Here is a 17238-nt window from a genome sequence, read left to right as displayed (position 1 = left end):
CCATCACACATATCTAATTCGAGTGAGAGGTTTCCCGTATGAAGTTCAGCGACGCGAGCGCGTCGGTTCGAACGGTCCTCCTTAGCCGCCCGGCCTCGGTCCTCCCGCTGTTCCTCGCGGGGGCGAGCATCAACCTCATGGCACAGACGTTCCCGATAGTGGGACTCGTGCTGGCCTTTTTGCTCCTCGCGGGAACCGGGCGACTCGACGCCGTATTCGCCGCGTTTCGACGGAGCGATTTGAACGGAATCGAGACGAATCCCGCCGCCGTGGAGCGACTGCGGGACGCGATTATGGGCGCGTTTACGCCCGAGGTCATCGTCATCCTCGTCGCGTCCGTTCTGTGCAGTCTCGTCGTCGTGTTCGTCGCCCGCGCGCTCGTCGGGGCGGGACAAGTACACGCCGTGATGAGGACCCTGCGGAACGAGCGCGCGAGTGCGACCGACGGCGACGTGGCCACCGTTCCCCTCCCGACGCCGCTTCGAACCGAACGAGCGATTGGGGCCGGCGTCGCCGGTGCGAGCAGGGACGGAACGAGGTTCATCCTGCTGTCGCTCGCCCGTCTGTTTACGTACTTCCTCGTCTTCGTCGCGTTCGGCGTCGCGGAGGTCGTGGTGACGAGTGGGGGTACCGTCACGGCGGTCCTCGGGTCGCTCGTGCTGGCTCTCGTGCTCTTCGTCGTCCTCCTCGCGGTTTACCTGCTCTTCCTGTTCGTCCCGCAGGCCATCGTCATCGACGACGTTGGCGTTCGCGGTGGACTGCGACGGAGCGGGAGTTTCGTCCGTCACCACAAGGCCCGCGTCGCTGGCTACATCGTCGTCGTTGTCGCGTCGTTCGGCGTGTTCGGCGTCGTGACGGCCGGATTGAGTTTCCTCGGCGTCAGTCGAGTCGCCGCACTCCTCCTCTTCTTCGGGGTGCTTCCGGCGCTCGGCGTGCTGAAGACGGCGCTGTATCTCGATTCTGAATCCGCGGTGTCCAACGGTCGGGGGTCGGTCCGCGGCGCATTCGGTCGTGGGATTCACGAACTGCGGACGTTTCTCGTCCGGAGACCGCTTCTCGTTCTCGGCGCGCTCTCGCTCTTCGCGGTCGGCGGCGTCGGCGGCTGGCTCGCGGTCCAACCGTTCACGCTCGAAAGCGTTCGCCCGGACGTGACGAGCAACGTCTTCGGGTCGTTCCCGATAGACGTGTTCGTCAAGCTGGCCGCGAACAACTGGTTCGTCTCCATCGCGGCGGCGTTCGCGGGGCTCGGGTTCGGCGTCCCGACACTCGTCGCGCTGCTGTTCAACGGTGCGGTGGTCGGTGCCGTCATCGGCCTCCTTCCCGACCCCACGTTCGCCCTCGCGCTCATCCTCCCGCACGGAATCATCGAAATCCCCGGCCTGTCCGTCGCGGGTGCGCTCGGCTTACATCTCGGCGGGGTCGCGTGGTCCTACGTTCGCGGTCGGTCGTCGGCCGACGCCGTTGCGAGCGAACTCGTCCGCGCCTACTACGTCCTGCTCGGCTTGCTCCCGGTCTTCGTCGTCGCGGCGTTCATCGAGGCGTTCGTGACGTGGTGGGTCGCCTCGGCGGTCGTGTGAGCGGAAGACTCACTGCGCGATTTCGGCGAACTCGTTCGTGTCCTCGTCCGTTCCGGCGATGATGAGTTGGTCGCCGCCGCGAACCACGAAATCCGGCCCGAGGTCGGTGATGACCTCGCCGTTCCGCTCGACGGCGATGACGGTACAGCCCGTCCGGGTTCTGACCGCCGCATCCCGCAACGTCTGGCCGGTGAGTCGCGGCGCGGTCGTCCTGAGGATTTCTATCTGCTTGTCGGGCGAGATTATCTCCTCACCTTCGAGGATGGTCGAGGCGAGCATCCGACCGCTCACGGTTTCGAGGGCGAGGACGTAATCCGCGCCCGCGCTGTACAGCTTTCCGATGTTGTCCGTCTCGTTCGCCCGGGCGACGATTTCGACGCCCGGCGCGAGTTCGCGCGCGATGAGCGTGGCGAAAATCGTCGTCGTGTCGTCCGCGAGCGCGAGGATGAGCGCGTTGGCGTACTCGATGCCCGCCTCCCGCAACACGTCCTCGTCGGTCACGTCGCCGAGCACGTCCACGCCGGGTTTCTCCTCCCTGTCCACGACCGTGGTTCGCACCGATTTCGACTGCATCGTCTCTTCCACCGTCGAACCGACTTCCCCGTATCCGGCGACGAGTATCGAACTCCGAACGGGTCCGCGACCGTCCGAGATGGTCATCTCCTTCAGCCGTTCGAGCTGCGTCTCCCGTCCGGCCGCGAGCAAAATCGTGTCGCCGTCCAATTCGGTCGTCGGGGAGGGCGAACTCTGGAACTCCCCGCGCCGCCACAGGCCGATGATGTTCGCGCCGGTGCGCTCCCGAACGCCGCTCTCGTCGAGCCTCGTCCCGTCGATGTCCGACCCGGCTTGAATCGACAGTTCCAGGATTTCGAAATCTTCGCCGATGGTGACGGTCTCGCCGAGGTCGGTCGTCACGGACGCCGTGACCTTCTCCGCCAGACTGTGACCGAGCAGGTGGCGCGGCGAGAACACTTGGTCCGCACCGGCGTACTGGAGGTAGTTCGTCAAGTCGGGGTTCTCCACGAGGGTGATGACGCGAACCGTCTCGGACACCTCGCGGACCGCGAGCGCGATACTCGCGTTCTGCTCGTCGGTCGCGTCGGCGATGACCGCATCCGCGTCCTCGACGTACACGTTTCGGAGCGCGTCGGCCGACTCGGGGTCGCCGTGGACGACGGTGATGTCCTGTTCGTACAAATCGAGCGCCTCGTCCCGGTCCCTGACGACGATGACGTACTCGTGGTCCCACGAGTGAAACTCGTCGATGAGCGTCTCGGCGCGCGCCGAGTAGCCACAGATGACGACGTGGTTTTCCACGTCGTCGATGGTCGTCGGCGGACTCACGCGGAGCGCCTCCTGTACCCACGGCGCGACGAACACCGGGAGGGCCATGAAGATGAGTATCACCCCGGACATCTGCATCAACACCATCAGCAGGCGCATCTGCGGCGTCGTCCACTGGCCCGCATCCACCCCGTATCCGGTCGTCGTAAACGTCTCGACGACGATGGAGAACGCCTGCAGGACGGTCCGGGTTTCGCCTTCGAACGTCGCCATCCCCCACATGTACGCGGTGGTGTACAGGACGATGACCCCGATGAACGACGCGATATAGAGAAACACCCGGCGTCGCTGCCGCGTGACTGACGGAAAGACGGTGAACGGAACGCGCCGAGGTCGGTCGACCATTATCGTATGACTTTGACATCCTCCCCACCTTAAAGGTCGAGGATTCCTCCGTTGGGGGTTCAGCTACCGACCCACGGAGGCAACTTGCGGGTTTGTGCGCACTTCTTTGGGACTTTCGTGAGGGTGTGGTTTCCCCGACCAATCGTGGTCGTCCCACTCGAATCGCACGGGCCGTGCCATCGGCCTGATTTCGCAATCGCTGTTTTCTCGAAGGAACGTCTCTGACGCCGTGAGGTCGGCGTGTCCCTCGAAACCGCACGGACACGTCAGCGTATCCTCGTGGCGAACCGTCGCGTCGTGGTCGCCACACTCGGGACACGTCTGACTCGTCCACGCTTCCGACTCGGCTTCGAGGGAGATACCGTACTCCTCACAGATGCACGCGAGACGGTGGATGAACTTCTTGAACGCCCAGAAGTTGTGCGTCTTGGCGTTCACCCTGACCGACCAGTGCGTTTCCAGCACGTCGGTCAAGTCGCCCACGTACACCGTCGCCACGCCCTCGTCGTACAGCCGTTCAACGAGGTCGCGCACCAGCGCGTTCTGTGCGTGGTCACGACGCTTCGTCCGCTGTCGGTACAGCCGTCGAATCCGCTTGGAACTGTAGTGTCCCTCTCGGAGTTTTGACTGGAGACGGGCGATTTCGTCAGTCGTCTCACGGAACCGTCCGAACAATTCCCGACCGTCGTAGAGGTACTGGTTCCCAGTAGTCGTGGAACAGGCGACAAGATTGTTCGTGCCAACGTCGAGGGCGGCTTCGTGAGAAGCCAATGGTGAATCCAGTCGAGAATCAGGGACGGAGACTGGTTGGAAAGCCCTGAACGTGTCGCTAACCTCGTCGTACTCAAGTTCCAGACGGCCCTGTTTTCCGTCCCACTTCGGGTTGCCTCGGACTTCGAGGCGAAGTCGTTCGTGGTAGCCGAGTCCGTATTCGTCTTTCAGTTCTTGCCCGACAGGGATTTCGAGACGCGACCGCTGGCCCCACTGAATCGTGTATTGGTTGCATCGGATGTAGGTGCGGAGTTCGCGTCCGTCCTTCTCGTTGCCCCAGTACGACGGCGGGTTGGCGTACTTGCCTTTCTCTTTGAGGGCAAAGAACGACCGCCACGCTTCGCTGTTCTTGCGCGTGACCTGTTGAACAGTCGCGCTTCCGACGACACCGTTGTAGCGTCCTCGGTACTCGGAGGTGTTCCACACGTCGCCGTCACCGAAGTAGTTCTGACGACGTTCGTAGGTCAGTTCGTTCCACAGAGATGCGGAGGCGTCAAGTAGCCGTCGGAGGCACTCTTTGTCGTTCTCAGACTGTGGGATGACCTCGAAGGTGTTGACGCGCTTCATTCGTCCTCACCCTCCTGTTCAGCGATGTAGCGTTTGACAGCGCCCTTTGAGGCACTACCCGCCGTATCGACGTAGTAGGAACGAGTCCACTTCACGCGGTCGTCGTAGCGGTTGTTGTACTTCCGCGCCGAGATGCCCTTGACCCAGTTGACGATGAGTGACGGGGCGTTCTTGGGTGGACTCCCGATGAACAGATGTACGTGGTCGGGCATAACCTCGGACTCAGCCAGTTCGAGGCCCTTGTCCTCACAGATTTCCGCGAAGATGGTTTCGAGACGTTCCTTTGTCTTCCCCGTCAGGTGCGAACGCCGATACTGAGCGGAACCGTCGGTCCCGCCCGATTTCGGCATGAACACTATGTGGTAGTAGAGTTCGTATTTCGCGTGACGGGTACACTTTACCATCTATGTATACTATTATGGTCGGATGCGTTAAAGATTGCGTTGGAATCCCGTCTGTGCCGTCGTCGGCGTTAACGAGACGCGTCGCGTCTCGTTCCCACACCAGAACGCGAGCGTTCTGGGGACGGTTGAATACTGTTGGTCGGCTTCATCCCCGTCCTCGAAAAGCGAAGCTTTTCGGTTGCAGCGAGAGCTTCGCTCTCGCCATGCCCCTGAAGGGCGAGGCTTTCGCCTCGGATCGTCCGTAAGCCGGAGGACTTCATTGTGCCGTCCTTCGGAGAGGTTCGGAGTGGGAATAACTGTCGAGGGTAGGACGGAGCCGCCAAACGGAGAAACGTCGAGCGCCTACGCGGACTCGTTCGAATTCCACATCGAGTTTTTGAACGACGGAACCGCGACGTTCGCCAAAACGTGGTACGCCATGATGAGCGTCCATCCGGCGACTCCGGCGAAGATGAGGAGAAATATCGCCTGTTGAAGCACGGTGGTGCCACCGCGCCAGATGCTCGTACCGAGGAGCATGTCCGAGAGCCAAAACAGGGTGCTCACAGCGACCGCACCGCCGCCGAGCACCATCGCCGCGTTGGCACGTTTCACCCATCGGTTCAGTTCGAACCGTTCGCTGGTCTCGGCTTCCGCCTGCCGTTGCGTCTCGGACTCCGTTCGCAGTTCGAGTCGGTGAAGCGACTCCACGTCCACGCACGTCTCGTCGCCGGTTAGGTCCTCACTGCGGGTGCGTGCCTCGGAAACGAGTTCCTCCCGGTCGATACCTCGAAGTTCACGAATCCGCTCGACGGTGAGATACGTTTCCGCGAGCGCGGTGCGAACATCCTCGTCGGAAGCGGAATCGAGCGCCATCGTGAACTGTTCGTCCGGGTAGTCGGCCAACAGTTCGAAATCGAAGAGGCCCGAGCGAACCCGCTCGCGGATTCGTTGTTGGTCCCGGCGTTTCTTTTCCTCGTCGAGGTCAGCGAACTCGTTCCGGAGGCGTCGGCGCTGCGTCTTCGTGAGCAGCGACGCCGATTTGCGTGTCATAGTTTCGTATCGTCTGTATGATTGTTATATCCCCCGATTGTTTGGATTCTCCCGTCGTCGTGTATCGGGATACATCCCCCTCGATACCCGACGAAACCGCGCTATCGAAGATAGTGAGGACGCGGTATTTCGGGTGTAGATGCCATAATAGAGGTGTACAGCCATACATCGTCGAGAGCCGACGATGAACGGTGTGGCCCATTTAGTACCGAATCATCACGACGTTTCGTCGAATGACTGCAATCGAAACGAGCGGGTTGTCGAAGCGCTACGGAGACGTGACCGCGGTTTCCGACCTCGACCTCGAAGTGGAGGACGGCTCCGTCTTCGGATTTCTCGGACCTAACGGTGCGGGAAAATCGACCACCATCGACATCCTTCTCGGGTTTCTGTGGCCGACGGGCGGGAGCGTCTCCGTCCTCGGACGCGACCCGACGACCGACGCCAAAGCGGTGCGGTCCCGAATCGGTCTCCTTCCGGACGGCTTCGAACCGTATCGAAACCTCACCGGGCGACAGCACGTCATCTCGGCGGTGCAAACCAAACGGGCGGACGACGACCCCGACGCGATACTCGAACGGGTCGGCCTGTCCCCGGAGCAGGCCCGCCGAGCCGCAGGTGGGTACTCCAAGGGGATGACCCAACGGCTGGCGTTGGGTATCGCCCTCGTCGGCGACCCCGACCTCCTGATACTGGACGAACCGTCCAGCGGGCTCGACCCAAGCGGCGTCAAACTCCTCCGTCAAGCCATCCGCGAGGAGAACGACCGCGGTGCGACAGTGTTCATCTCCTCGCACATTCTCGAACACGTCGAACGGGTGTGTGACCGAATCGGAATCATGCGAGGCGGGACGCTCGTCACGACGGACACCATCGAAACCCTCCGCGAACGGTCGGGAGCGAGCGTCGTCGAAGCGACCGTGGATGGCGTCCCGGAAATGGCGACACTCCGGAACGTCGATGGGGTTACGGACGTATCCGTGTCTGGGGGTACCGTTCGCATCACGTGTGCGCGACAGGCGGCCAAGACCCGCGTACTGGTACGACTCGACGAACTGACCACCGTCAGGAACGTCGAGATGGCAGACACGTCGTTGGAGACGCTGTTCGCGGAGTTCACTGGCGAGGACGAGACGCTCGGTGGGGGAGGGATGTCCGACGGAAAACAGCCCGTTGAAACCGCGTCGGAAGGGGACGAGCGACGATGAGCACCTACACCGTCGCCCGAGACGATTTCAAAAACAGCGTCGCGTCGTCCGTGGTGCTCGGCGTCGTCGCGGCATTGGCCGCCATCGTCGCGCTCACGTTCGTCGCCGAGAGCGGACAGTACGACGACCCGTACCGGACGTTGTTCGACGCGACGCAAGCGGTGATTCTCCTCGGTCCGATTCTGGTGGCCCCACTCGCCTACCAGTGTATCGTCGGTGAACGAGTCAGCGGCCGCATCACGTTCCCCTTAGGACTTCCCAACAGTCGCGGGGAGTATTTCGCGGGGAAACTCCTCTCCCGATTCACAATCGCGTTGCTCGCCGTCGGGTGCAGTGCAGTCCTCGGATTCGCCATTGCCGCCACAACCTTCACGAACGCGCCCGACCTCAGAAGATTCGCCGTCTTTACCGGTGCAACGGCGCTCTACCTGCTTTCGTTCGTGAGTATCTACCTCGGACTCTCCGCGCTAGCGAACGACCGCACGGCGGCAATGGTGGGCGCGTTCGCCGCGTACTTCCTCCTGATTCCGTTCTGGGGCGGATTCATGCCGTTCGTCAACCTCGATACGGTCCTCACCGGCGTCGGTCATCTCATCGGGACGCCCCTTTCCGACGCGACGAAGGAGGCGATACGGAATCTCTCGCCGTGGAAAGCCTACGGCGGTTCGACCGCCTCGTTGTACGCGGATGTCGGCGGGGGATACCAGCGACTCCCGTCGATTCCGCCCGAGAAAACGGACGAGGTGTACCGACAAACCGCGAGAAACGTCCTCACCCTGCTCGGATGGTCCACCGTCCCCCTCGTCGTCGGCTACACAAAATTCCGAGTGGCGGAGTTGTGCTGACGCGCCGAGTCCGTCTGCCGCAGTCGCCGGTCACCGGACGACTCAACATCCCGTGGTTCGTCTACCACGCCAATGGCGACCTATCGCGGCGCGATAGTGGACGTGGATGGAACGCTCGTTCGCGGCGACAACGGCCTGTCCGGTGCGGCCGACGCCGTGAGGACGTTGCGAGAGACGGGAATCACACCGCTCTTTTTCTCGAACAATCCGACGCAGCCGCCCGAACACTACGTCGAGCGACTCGCGGCGCACGACATCGACATCGACGCTGCGGAAGTGCTCACCTCGGCGCTCGTCACCGCGGAATTCCTCGACGACGAGCACGCCGGACGCGACGTGTTCGTCGTCGGGGAGACGTATCTCCGCGAGTTGCTCGAACGGCGCGGGTTCGGAGTTCGGGACGACCCCGACGCCGCCGACGTCCTCGTCGCGTCCATCGACCGCGAGTTCGATTACGAGACGCTCACCGAGGCGTTCTGGGCGCTGGAAAGTGGCGCGTCCTTCGTCGGTACCGACCCGGACGTGACGATTCCGGTCCACGAGCGACTGGTGCCGGGGTCGGGAGCCATCATCAACGCCATCGCCGGCGTGGCGGGACGGGACCCGAACCACGTCCTCGGAAAGCCCTCCGCGGACGCGGGACGGGCCGCCTTGTCGCACCTCGACGTGTCGCCCGAAGAGTGTCTCGTCGTCGGCGACCGACTCGATACGGACGTCGCCCTCGGCGAGCGGATCGGTGCGACGACGGTGTTGGTTCGCTCCGGGGTGACGACGCGCGGTGAACTCGCCGAATCGGACGTGACGCCGGACTACGTACTCGACTCAGTTAGGGAGATAGGGGAAGTGCTCGCGGACTGAACGGTCGGTATGAAAACCGCGCTCGTCTGGTTTCGAACCGACCTCCGCGTTCGGGATAACCGCGCCCTCGCCGTCGCGACCGAGGCCGAGCGACTCCGCTGTGTGTACTGCTTCGACCCGCGGGAGTTCGGGTCGCGGGAGTACGGCGGAAAAGATTCGTTCCGATACGAGAAGACGGGAAGCCACCGGACGCGATTCCTCCGGGAGAGCGTCGAAGCCCTCAGAATCTCGCTCCGAGAGAGGGGAAACGAACTGGTCGTTCGACACGGACGCCCTGAGGAAGTCGTCCCGTCGCTCGCCGCCGACATCGACGCCGACCTCGTATGCTTTCACGCCCTCCCCACCCCGGAGGAGCGCGCCGTCGAACGGGCGGTCACCGAGCGACTCGCCGACCCGGAAACGGATGTCGATGCCGACATCGAGTCGATTTGGGGGCACACGCTCTATCATCCCGACGACGTGCCCGTCCCGGTCGCCGAAATCGACGACACGTTCACGACGTTTCGCCAGACGGTCGAGCGTTCGGACGCGGACGTCCGTTCCACCGTCGATGCGCCGACGACGCTTCCGCCGGTGCCGGAGGAGGTGACGAAGGCGGGAAAACGAGAGGGGGAAGGAGAGGACGGCGACGAAATCGACCCCGGAACAATTCCGTCGTTCGCCGATTTAGGGGTCGAACCGCCGACCCGAGACGAGCGACGCGTCCTCGATTTCGAGGGCGGCGAACCCGCCGGACTGGAGCGGTTGGAGCGCTACGTCTGGACGCGCGACCGTCTCCGCGAGTACAAGGAGACGCGAAACGGGCTGTTGGGGTCGGATTACTCCTCGAAACTCTCGCCGTGGCTCAACGCGGGGTGCCTCTCTCCTCGAACGGTGTTCGAAACCGTCCAGCGGTACGAGCGCGAGCGGGTCGCGAACGAATCGACCTACTGGCTCGTGTTCGAGTTGCTGTGGCGGGATTTCTTCCAGTTCCAATTCGCAAAGCACGGGAGTCAACCGTTCAAACGGCGGGGAATCCGTCGGCGAACCATCAACTGGCGGAACGGAGAGGGTGATGGAGATAGCGGACACGACGGAGGAGACGAAGATAGCGGAGACGACGGCGACGGAGAATGCGAGTTCGAACGGTGGAAGCGCGGGGAGACCGGCATCCCGTTCGTGGACGCCAACATGCGGGAATTGAACGAGACGGGGTACATGTCGAATCGCGGGCGGCAGAACGTCGCCAGCGTGCTGGCGAACGACCTCCGCATCGACTGGCGGAAGGGTGCGGCGTACTTCGAAACCAAACTCGTCGATTACGATCCGGCGAGCAACTACGGCAACTGGGCGTACGTCGCGGGCGTCGGCAACGACTCCCGAAACCGCTCGTTCGACGTGCTGTGGCAGGCCGAGCACTACGACCCGGACGCGGCGTACGTCAAGTACTGGCTCCCCGAACTCCGCGACGTGCCCGACGAGAAAGCGCACGAACCGTGGCGGCTCACCGCCGAGGAACGGGACCGATACGGCGTTACGCTCGGCGAGGAGTATCCCGAACCGCTGGCTCGGTGGCTGGCGTCGAACGATTAGCGGTCGCCGTTTTCGGCCGCGTTTTTGACCGTCTCTCGTCTTCGCCGACCAAGGAAATGAGTATTGGGAGTCGACGGAAATCGACCCGACAGTTTTCACTCTCCCTGCCGTTTCATCGTTCGATGACACTCTACGAGTCAGTCGCGGACCTGCCGCTCGAAATCGAGTCCTGTTCGTTCGAGCCGCACGAGCGCGAGACGTCGAGCGATTTCACGCGCGTCACGACCGAAATCTCGCTTCGCGGCGGCGGGGAGGTCGGCAAGGGCGAGGACGTGACCTACGACGCGGAGGACCAGCACGGGTTGGCGGAGTTGGAGTTCGACCTGACCGGGACCTACACCCTCGATTCGTTCTCGGAAGCGCTATCGGACCGCGACCTGTTCCCGGTCGGACCGTCGCGCGAGGATTTCCGGCACTACCGACAGTGGGCGTTCGAGAGCGCTGCGCTCGACCTCGCGCTTCGGCAGGCGGGGACGGACCTCGCGGCCGTCCTCGACCGCACGCCGGAACCGGTGCGATTCGTCGTGAGCACGCGGCTGGGTGACCCGCCGAGCGCCGACCGGGTGCGCGAGTGGCTCGACATCGACCCCGAGTTGGGGTTCAAACTCGACGCCACGCCGGAGTGGGACGACGAACTCGTCTCGGAACTGGCCGAGACGGAACGGGTTCGAATCGTGGACATGAAAGCGGAGTACGGCGAGGCGGAGGTGGGCCAGTCTCCGAATCCCGAGCTGTACCGACGCGTGGCGGACGCGCTGCCCGAAGTCGTCATCGAGGACCCGGCGTACACCGACGAGACGGCGACCGTGCTCGATTCGGTACGCGAGCGGGTGTCGTGGGACGCGCCGATTACGGGCGTCGAGAGCGTCGAATCGCGCCCGTTCGAACCCGAGTGGTTGAACATCAAGCCCTCGCGCTTCGGAACCGTCGAGTCGCTGTTCGACGCGCTGGAATACTGTGCCGAGCACGGGATTCGGCTGTACGGCGGCGGGCAGTTCGAACTCGGCGTCGGCCGCGGACAGATTCAACTGCTGGCGTCGCTGTTCTACCCGGACGGACCGAACGACGTGGCTCCGCGGTCGTACAACGACCCCGAACCGACCGCCGGGTTACAGTCGAGTCCGCTGCCAGCGCCGACCGTCGAAGGGTTTCGGTGGGAGTAGCTCGATAAGTAGCGGAGGAAGCACCGTTTCGCGTCGATGTCGAGCGAGCGGAGAACGAAACGTGCGGCGGCGAGGGCGGGGGGCACCTAGCTCCGTCGAATCCGAAAGCGCGCGCCGCCGTCCGATCCGTCGGACACGGAGATGGACCAGCCGTGTGCGTTTGCGATGCCCTTCACGATGGACAGTCCGAGTCCTGACCCGCTCTTTGCGGTCGTGTGGCCGTGTTCGAACACGGCGTCGCGTTCCTCGGGGGGGATGCCGGGACCGTCGTCCTCGACGTAGAATCCGTCCGCGAGTTCCCCGACGCGAACGGTCGTCTCGTCACCGGCGTGTTCGACCGCGTTTCGAAACAGGTTCTCGAACAGTTCCTGCAGTCGTCCGGGGTCGGCATCGACGGTTCCGAGGGTATCCACGATGAGCGTTCGGTCCCCCGTCTCGACGTTCGACCACGCCTGTCGAACGATGGTCGGAAGTTCGACCGGTTCCGTTTCGCTGACGACCTGCCCCTGTCGCGCTAGCGTTAGGAGGTCGGCGATGAGGCTTTCCATTCGGTCGAGGGCGCTCTCCGACTTCTCGAAGTGGCGGTCCTCTCCGCGTTCTTTAGCGAGTTCGAGATGGCCCTGTGCGACGTTCAAGGGATTGCGAAGGTCGTGGGAGATGACGCTGGCGAACTCCTCCAAGCGCTCGTTCTGTCGCTTGAGCTCCTGTTTTCGCTTCTTTCGGCCGGTCACGTCACGGGCGGAGCCGAGGTGCGCGTGTTTGCCCTCGTACGTGATGATGCGCACGCTGAATTCGATATGCCTGATGTCGCCGTGTTTCGTCTCGACGCGGGCCTCGTAGTGCGGCGAGTGCTCGCCGCGGCTTCGACCGCTTGCGATGTGCTTTACCTCCTCGCGGTCGTCGGGATGTATCAGGTCCCAGATTTCCATCTCCATGAGTTCGTCGCGCGTGTACCCGGTCAAGTCACACACGCGCTGGTTGATGAACTCGAACGAGTCGTTTCGGTAGATATAGATCGCGTCGTGGCTCTGTTCGACCAGCGTTCGGTACTTCTCCTCGCTCTCCCGAAGGGCCGTTTGCGAGCTGATTCGCCGAAGCGCCTCGGCGGTGTGTGAAACCAGCAGTTCGGCCAGTTCGGCGTCGTCGTGGTCGAAGGACGCGACGTCGCGCGACCCCGCCTGAAAGATGCCCTCGTCACCGACGGGAACGCTGAGGAGCGACCGGTATTCGGCCTGTGCCGGGACCGCATCCGATTCCTCGCGCACGTCGTCGATGACGTACGTCTCGTTGTTTTGATGCGTCTTCCCGGCGATACCCTCGTTGGTCCGGAGTTTGGAGTACCCGTCGTTCGTCATACCGGTGGAAATCGCCGTCGGAACGAAGTGGTCGTCCTCGATGAGGTCGACGCCGCAGATGTCGAACTGGAGGATACTTTCCGCCGCATCGACGGTCAGGTCACAGATTTCGTCCGCCGTTTGGCACGACTCCATCTCCGATGCCACTTCGTGGAGTTCCTCGATTCGTCGTTTTTCGTCACGAAGCTCCTTCTTGACGTGTTCGTGCTCCTCGATACTTCGGAACACTCCCACGGTTCCGCGAAACACGTCGTTGTGCGTGAGCAACCCGATGCGGGCCTCGCACGGGACGGTCCTCCCATCCACCGTATGAAGCGTCGCCTGTAACTGACCGACGGCGTCGTTATCACGGATGAGGCCTCTGATGAGTTCGTCCCCGCGCTCGACGTCCTCGTCGTCCAACAGCATCGAGATGTGCTCGCCGACGAGTTCGTCACGTTCGTAGCCCGAGATATCGACGAGGGTATCGTTGACGGCGGTCATACGGCCGTTCGTGTCCAGCGTGTACACACCGTCGCCCATCGCCTGCACGATGGAACGGTAGTGGTTAAATCGCCGGTCGGTGCCGCTCGTTTCGGATGGAGAGACGATTCGTTCGACACGCTTCGCCAGCGTTTCCGGGTCGGTGTCCCCGGCCCGGAGGTACTCGGTCACACCGGCGGAGATGGCTCTGCTTGCGATTTTTTCGCTCCCGGATTCAGTACAGAGGATGTACGGAAGGTTCAATCTCGTTTGCCTGACCGCGTGCAACAACTCGATACCGTCGGAATCGGGAAGCGCGTAGGCGCTGATAACGCAGTCGATACGACGCTCCGACAGGACATCGAGTGCTTCGTCCGTGGTCCGCGCCTCCACGACGGAGAGAAAGTCGATGGCATCGGCGAGACGGTCCGGAAAAACACCCGCGTCAGAGAGGGGGTCAACGAATAGCACACGGATGTCGTCCATCATCGTTTCAACTTCTCTATCAACTATCGTATTCGTTGCCTAATAATTAGTAGTATCGAAATCCGTGGGGTTCTCCTCCCGATACCGTACTTCGCGGGGAGAGGTCGTTCGTTCGACCGAGGGAATCTCCGTTGCCCGTACCTTTTTCCTCGCGGGCGACGAGCGAACGCGCATGGAGTATACGACGCTCGGGGACACCGGAATGGAAGTCAGTCGAATCTGTCTCGGCTGTATGAGCTTCGGGTCGAGCGACTGGCGCGAATGGGTGTTGGACGAGGACGAGAGCATGCCCATCATCGAGCGGGCCATCGACCTCGGTATCAACTTCTTCGACACGGCGAACATGTACTCGAAGGGCGAAAGCGAGCGAATCCTCGGGAAGGCGCTGGAGGGCCGACGCGACGAGATGGTCGTCGCCACGAAGGGCTACTTCCAGATGGACGAAAACGACCCCAACTCCGGGGGCCTGTCGCGGAAGGCCATCGAGCAGGAACTCAATAACTCCCGCGAGCGATTGGGCATGGACACCATCGACCTCTACCAGATTCACCGCTGGGACCCCGACACGCCCATCGAAACCACCATGCGGGCGCTGGACGACGCGGTTCGACGCGAGAAGGTCCGCTATCTCGGCGCCAGTTCGATGTGGGCACACCAACTCGCCGAGGCGCTCTACACCAGCGAGCGAATCGGACTGGACCGGTTCGTCACGATGCAGAACCACTACAACCTCGCGTACCGGGAGGAAGAGCGCGAGATGCTCCCCCTCTGTAAAAAGGAGGGGATGGGTGTCATCCCGTGGAGTCCGCTGGCCCGCGGCTTCCTCACCCGTCCCTACGAGGCGTTCGAGGACACGACGCGCGGCAAGACGGACGACTACGCTCACGAGCACCCCTACGCCGAGGGTGGCGGCGAGGAAATCAACGAACGAGTGCAGGAGTTGGCCGCCGAGAAGGGCGTTACGATGGCGCAAATCGCGCTGTCGTGGCTCTTCCACAAGGACGCCGTGGACGCCCCCATCGTCGGAACGACCAGCATCGAACACCTGGAGGAGGCCGTCGAGGCGCTCGACATCGACCTCTCCTCGGGCGACATGGCGTATCTCGAAGAGCCGTACGAACCGGTTCGCGTGTCCGGCCACCAGTGAATTGAAATAGAGCACACGAAAGCGCCTCTGATTTTTGTCTTCCGTACATTTCCGACGGTGATTTTTCGTCGTCATTAGCCAGAACGGTATAAAAGCGCGGTCACATACATCCGGGTCCGAACGCGGACTCCGAGGTGACCATCGCATGCAACTCACACACGTCGTCACGCAGGTCGAACACGCGTTCGAGCCAGCGCGGGAACTACTGAAGCCGATACTGTCGAATCCGACGTTACTCGGTGCGTGGGCGCTTCTCGTCCTCGTCTGTGTCGGCGTCCTATGGTGGGACATCCGGGAGCGAAACGGGGCGCTCCCCTCGCTGATGAAGTTCGTCTGGACGCTCGTCGTGCTGTACTCCGGGCCGTTCGGACTGGCCATCTACTGGTACTCCGGACGAGCCCAGATTTCCCACGACTCGCTGTGGCGTCGCGGCTTTCGCTCGACCGCACACTGTTACTCCGGCTGCGGTGCCGGGGAAGTGGTCGGCATGGTAACCATCGCGGGCATGCTCGCGGTCGGGAGCACGCTGGTTCAGGCCGCGGGAACGTTCGCACTCGCGTACGTCTTCGGCTACGCGCTGACGGTCGGGCCGCTGATGCAGGAGGGAGAAGGCTTCCGGACGGCGTTCGCCGACGCCTTCTACAGCGAAACGCCGTCGATAACCATCATGGAAATCACGGCCATCGGCACGGACCTCCTGCTCGCCGGGGGCGCGAAGTTCGGGAGTCCCCTGTTCTGGGGGTCGCTCGCCTTCTCGCTCTCGGTCGGGTTCCTGTTCGCCTACCCGGTGAACGCCGCGCTCGTCCGCTTCGGCGTCAAGGAGGGGATGATGAACCCGAAAAAGATGGGCGAGGGAAGCGCGCACTCCGCCGACTGAACGCGGTCAGCGCTCGCCGCGGAGTCGCTCGCGTCGATTTTCGAACTCCTCCTCCGAGATGTCGCCGCGGGCGTACGCCATCCGCAGTTCGGCGAGCGCCGGGTCGGTCCCGTGCTCGCCGGAGCGGAGAACTCGGTAAGCGAGATAGCCCAGCGCGACGAGGAGACCGAGCGGGACGAGCATGACGAGCCAGCCCCACACGGGCATCGCCCCGTATCCCGGGCCGTATTGACCGCCCATCATCCACCCGCCCATCATGGGGAACGCGAACAGCATCATCGCCATCGGGAACACCAGGAGGGCGATAACGATGACGACGAGCAGTCGGAGGAACGAGTTACCGTCGTTTGCCGTGGTCATATTCGGATATAGGACGGGGAGGGAAATAGTCGTGGTGCCGCCGCGCCCCAGGGATTAACCTGCCCCACTCCGTCGGTTCGACGCATGGCCTTCGATTCCGACCGCGTTTCGACGGTGACGTTCGACTCGTACAGCACGCTGGTGGACGTGGACGCCGCCGAGAAGGCGCTCGCGGAGCGCGTCGCCGACCCGGAACCCGTCTCGAAACTCTGGCGCGCTCGGTCCCTCGAATACACCTTCGTGGGAAATCACATCGACGCGTATCAAACGTTCTACGAGATGAACCGCGACGCGCTCGAATACGCCCTGTCGGTCCACGACGCGGACGTGTCCGCGGACGAGCGCGACGAAATCCTCGCGGTCTACCACGAACTCGACGTGTTCGACGACGTTCGAAGCGGCATCGAGCGGTTGCGGGACGGCGGCTACGACTGTTACGTCGTCTCGAACGGCAACCCCGAAATGCTCGATTCGATGGTCGAACACGCCGACATCGGCGACCTGCTTTCGGACACCATCAGCGCCGACGAGGTGAGGACGTTCAAACCCGACGCGGAACTGTACCGCCACGCCGCCGACCGAATCGGCGTGCCGGTCGAGGAACTCGCCCACGTTACGGCCGGGTGGTTCGACGTGATGGGTGCGAGACACGCCGGACTGCAGGGCGTGTGGCTGAATCGAAAGGATATGCCGTGGGAACCGTTCGACGGCGACCCCGACCTGACCGTCGAGTCGCTGTCCGAGTTCGCCGACGAACTCGGCGTATGAAATCGAACGGAACGGCGTGATTGGAGAACCGCGTGACTGGGGAACGTGTGGAGAAATGCGTGAAGAAGGAATGGGGCCGGGAAACACGTGAATTCGA

General features: G+C 62.9%; 15 protein-coding genes. 9 read left to right on the top strand and 6 right to left on the bottom strand.

The genetic code is table 11. The features are described 5' to 3' along the window. Window positions 1-38: 38 nt before the first annotated feature. On the top strand, window positions 39-1577 hold the full coding sequence (locus OPC11_RS19605; protein ID WP_264783056.1) for a stage II sporulation protein M: 1539 nt from the start codon (window positions 39-41) through the stop codon (window positions 1575-1577). Window positions 1578-1586: 9 nt separating this feature from the next. Here the strand turns inward: OPC11_RS19605 and OPC11_RS19600 are convergent, their stop codons facing one another. From OPC11_RS19600 to OPC11_RS19585, 4 genes are all read right to left on the bottom strand, one after another. Next, on the bottom strand, window positions 1587-3266 hold the full coding sequence (locus tag OPC11_RS19600) for an NAD-binding protein (RefSeq protein ID WP_264783055.1): 1680 nt from the start codon (window positions 3264-3266) through the stop codon (window positions 1587-1589). Window positions 3267-3329: 63 nt separating this feature from the next. Continuing rightward, entirely contained in the window at window positions 3330-4604 is a 1275-nt protein-coding gene (locus OPC11_RS19595) for a transposase (protein ID WP_264783054.1), read from the bottom strand. Beyond that, on the bottom strand, window positions 4601-5008 hold the full coding sequence (gene tnpA / locus OPC11_RS19590) for an IS200/IS605 family transposase (protein WP_264783053.1): 408 nt from the start codon (window positions 5006-5008) through the stop codon (window positions 4601-4603). Before tnpA ends, OPC11_RS19595 begins: the two co-directional genes overlap by 4 nt. Window positions 5009-5350: 342 nt before the next feature. Continuing rightward, window positions 5351-6040 carry a hypothetical protein gene (locus tag OPC11_RS19585; protein ID WP_264783052.1) on the bottom strand — a complete coding sequence of 230 codons (690 nt, stop codon included), beginning with the start codon at window positions 6038-6040 and terminating at the stop codon, window positions 5351-5353. 233 nt (window positions 6041-6273) lie between these two features. Here OPC11_RS19585 and OPC11_RS19580 point away from each other — a divergent pair, with 233 nt between their 5' ends. From OPC11_RS19580 to OPC11_RS19560, 5 genes are all read left to right on the top strand, one after another. Further along, complete coding sequence (locus tag OPC11_RS19580; protein ID WP_264783051.1) at window positions 6274-7248, top strand: ABC transporter ATP-binding protein; 975 nt, start codon at window positions 6274-6276, stop codon at window positions 7246-7248. Continuing rightward, window positions 7245-8093 carry an ABC transporter permease gene (locus OPC11_RS19575; protein WP_264783050.1) on the top strand — a complete coding sequence of 283 codons (849 nt, stop codon included), beginning with the start codon at window positions 7245-7247 and terminating at the stop codon, window positions 8091-8093. Before OPC11_RS19580 ends, OPC11_RS19575 begins: the two co-directional genes overlap by 4 nt. A gap of 72 nt (window positions 8094-8165) precedes the next feature. Beyond that, window positions 8166-8951 (top strand): HAD-IIA family hydrolase, encoded by a 786-nt coding sequence (locus OPC11_RS19570; protein ID WP_264783049.1) that lies wholly within the window; start codon window positions 8166-8168, stop codon window positions 8949-8951. 9 nt (window positions 8952-8960) lie between these two features. Then, window positions 8961-10523: a DASH family cryptochrome gene (locus OPC11_RS19565; protein ID WP_264783048.1), complete on the top strand. Its 1563-nt coding sequence runs from the start codon at window positions 8961-8963 to the stop codon at window positions 10521-10523. A gap of 122 nt (window positions 10524-10645) precedes the next feature. Then, entirely contained in the window at window positions 10646-11686 is a 1041-nt protein-coding gene (locus OPC11_RS19560) for a hypothetical protein (protein WP_264783047.1), read from the top strand. Between the two features lie 86 nt (window positions 11687-11772). Here the strand turns inward: OPC11_RS19560 and OPC11_RS19555 are convergent, their stop codons facing one another. Beyond that, window positions 11773-13992, bottom strand: a complete 2220-nt coding sequence (locus OPC11_RS19555) for a PAS domain S-box protein (RefSeq protein ID WP_264783046.1) — start codon at window positions 13990-13992, stop codon at window positions 11773-11775. Window positions 13993-14161: 169 nt separating this feature from the next. Between OPC11_RS19555 and OPC11_RS19550 the strand changes: the two genes are divergently transcribed. Continuing rightward, a complete protein-coding gene (locus OPC11_RS19550) occupies window positions 14162-15136 on the top strand; it encodes an aldo/keto reductase (protein ID WP_264783045.1) in 975 nt (324 codons plus the stop codon). Between the two features lie 145 nt (window positions 15137-15281). After that, window positions 15282-16013 carry a DUF4396 domain-containing protein gene (locus OPC11_RS19545; protein WP_264783044.1) on the top strand — a complete coding sequence of 244 codons (732 nt, stop codon included), beginning with the start codon at window positions 15282-15284 and terminating at the stop codon, window positions 16011-16013. Window positions 16014-16019: 6 nt separating this feature from the next. On the opposite strand, the gene OPC11_RS19540 is transcribed toward OPC11_RS19545, so the two are convergent. Then, a complete protein-coding gene (locus OPC11_RS19540) occupies window positions 16020-16373 on the bottom strand; it encodes an SHOCT domain-containing protein (RefSeq protein WP_007977197.1) in 354 nt (117 codons plus the stop codon). Window positions 16374-16457: 84 nt separating this feature from the next. Between OPC11_RS19540 and OPC11_RS19535 the strand changes: the two genes are divergently transcribed. Then, window positions 16458-17141, top strand: coding sequence for a haloacid dehalogenase type II (locus OPC11_RS19535; RefSeq protein WP_264783043.1), 684 nt, complete (start codon window positions 16458-16460; stop codon window positions 17139-17141). Window positions 17142-17238: the final 97 nt, after the last annotated feature.

The organism is Haladaptatus sp. T7 (assembly GCF_026008575.1).
Taxonomy (GTDB): Archaea; Halobacteriota; Halobacteria; order Halobacteriales; family Haladaptataceae; genus Haladaptatus; species Haladaptatus paucihalophilus.
Note: the sequence above shows the minus strand (reverse complement) of the source record. Positions and strands in the feature narration are given on the sequence as shown.

Excerpts from the sequence above, each read along its gene's own strand:
- OPC11_RS19605 (WP_264783056.1), top strand. The coding sequence starts at position 39 with ATGAAGTTCAGCGACGCGAGCGCGTCGGTTCGAACGGTCCTCCTTAGC.
- OPC11_RS19600 (WP_264783055.1), bottom strand. The coding sequence starts at position 3,266 with ATGGTCGACCGACCTCGGCGCGTTCCGTTCACCGTCTTTCCGTCAGTC.
- OPC11_RS19595 (WP_264783054.1), bottom strand. The coding sequence starts at position 4,604 with ATGAAGCGCGTCAACACCTTCGAGGTCATCCCACAGTCTGAGAACGAC.
- tnpA (WP_264783053.1), bottom strand. The coding sequence starts at position 5,008 with ATGGTAAAGTGTACCCGTCACGCGAAATACGAACTCTACTACCACATA.
- OPC11_RS19585 (WP_264783052.1), bottom strand. The coding sequence starts at position 6,040 with ATGACACGCAAATCGGCGTCGCTGCTCACGAAGACGCAGCGCCGACGC.
- OPC11_RS19580 (WP_264783051.1), top strand. The coding sequence starts at position 6,274 with ATGACTGCAATCGAAACGAGCGGGTTGTCGAAGCGCTACGGAGACGTG.
- OPC11_RS19575 (WP_264783050.1), top strand. The coding sequence starts at position 7,245 with ATGAGCACCTACACCGTCGCCCGAGACGATTTCAAAAACAGCGTCGCG.
- OPC11_RS19570 (WP_264783049.1), top strand. The coding sequence starts at position 8,166 with ATGGCGACCTATCGCGGCGCGATAGTGGACGTGGATGGAACGCTCGTT.
- OPC11_RS19565 (WP_264783048.1), top strand. The coding sequence starts at position 8,961 with ATGAAAACCGCGCTCGTCTGGTTTCGAACCGACCTCCGCGTTCGGGAT.
- OPC11_RS19560 (WP_264783047.1), top strand. The coding sequence starts at position 10,646 with ATGACACTCTACGAGTCAGTCGCGGACCTGCCGCTCGAAATCGAGTCC.
- OPC11_RS19555 (WP_264783046.1), bottom strand. The coding sequence starts at position 13,992 with ATGATGGACGACATCCGTGTGCTATTCGTTGACCCCCTCTCTGACGCG.
- OPC11_RS19550 (WP_264783045.1), top strand. The coding sequence starts at position 14,162 with ATGGAGTATACGACGCTCGGGGACACCGGAATGGAAGTCAGTCGAATC.
- OPC11_RS19545 (WP_264783044.1), top strand. The coding sequence starts at position 15,282 with ATGCAACTCACACACGTCGTCACGCAGGTCGAACACGCGTTCGAGCCA.
- OPC11_RS19540 (WP_007977197.1), bottom strand. The coding sequence starts at position 16,373 with ATGACCACGGCAAACGACGGTAACTCGTTCCTCCGACTGCTCGTCGTC.
- OPC11_RS19535 (WP_264783043.1), top strand. The coding sequence starts at position 16,458 with ATGGCCTTCGATTCCGACCGCGTTTCGACGGTGACGTTCGACTCGTAC.